This is a genomic window from Pseudomonas floridensis, from assembly GCF_002087235.1.
GTDB classification, from domain to species: domain Bacteria; phylum Pseudomonadota; class Gammaproteobacteria; order Pseudomonadales; family Pseudomonadaceae; genus Aquipseudomonas; species Aquipseudomonas floridensis.
This window is the reverse complement of record NZ_MUIO01000279.1, coordinates 1-1,031: the sequence shown is the minus strand read 5'-3', so window position 1 is coordinate 1,031 and position 1,031 is coordinate 1. Positions and strand designations below refer to the sequence as shown.

Genomic DNA, 1,031 nt, shown 5'->3' with positions numbered 1-1,031 from the left:
ATTCAACAGCCCGGACAGTCTGAGTCCGTTCGGCAAAGGCGGCTTGAATGCGTATGCGTACTGCCTGGGTGATCCGGTCAATCGCAAGGATCCGACGGGGCGTGTGCCAGGCTTAAGGGGGATTCAAAAGGCTGCTTCCCGATTATTTGGCGCCTTATATAAAGCCCCTCAACGCGCTCGACGGGCAATCTTCGGCCCCCCAAAAATGCGCTTGTCCAATTACAGAGATCTATCGGGCGTTGCGCTTTACGACCGGATCAAGAAAAACCGCAAGAAGGAATTGCTTATTAGTGCCCACGGCGCTCGCCCGTCAAACAGCGACGGTTCGTTCATCTATCTGGACAAAAAGCCGATGGCTGCCGACGCGCTTTATAACGAGCTCAGGCGCAACAACGTGGACCTGGAAAAATATGAGAGTATTCGAACCGTTATTTGTTACTCAGGCGATGGCAGATTTCCATTCGGGGAAAACCTGTCTTCCCTTACAGGTTTACCGGTCAAAAGTTACAAAGGCGGAGTGACTGCATCCTTAGTCCAGGAAAACAGTCATGGGCCGGCGATAAGACCGTTATATATTTACAGAACCGATCCTTATGAGAAAGGCACTGAGGACAGCAGAAGGTTTACTTATGAGCCTGTCTGGTTTGGACGTGCAGATAAATGAAATAAGGGAAGCGGCCAACCACACCCGTGAAAACCTCTGCAGTTGAGCGCCTCACGTCATCCTGCCTCTTGTTTCTGACAGCTGCGAAACATGCACCGTCGGAGGTAGATTGGTCTCGATCGCTCATGAGTACAGGGATGAACCATGACACGCGATATACCGGTTTCACGCTGCATTTACCGCTACGACGCTCTGGATCGCCTGGCAAACCACTCGGTCGAGGGTGAGGCCAGCGTGCGCTTTTTCTACCGGAAAAATCGTCTGACCACCCACATTCAGGGGCATGTCAAAAGGTCGCTGCTGCAAACCGAAGAGCATTTGTTGGCGCAGAAAAACCAGAACGTTGAGCACGTGGAGCCTGTCTGCC

Annotated in this window: 1 protein-coding gene and 1 pseudogene; both read left to right on the top strand. The window is 52.3% G+C overall.

Going from position 1 to position 1,031, the window contains the following annotated elements; translation table 11 throughout:
- Positions 1 to 664: RHS repeat-associated core domain-containing protein (locus BZK31_RS30245; RefSeq protein WP_482822377.1), on the top strand; the 664-nt coding region annotated here is incomplete at its 5' end.
- 144 nt (positions 665 to 808) lie between these two features.
- A pseudogene (locus BZK31_RS28905) lies at positions 809 to 1,031 on the top strand (hypothetical protein); the annotation flags it as partial.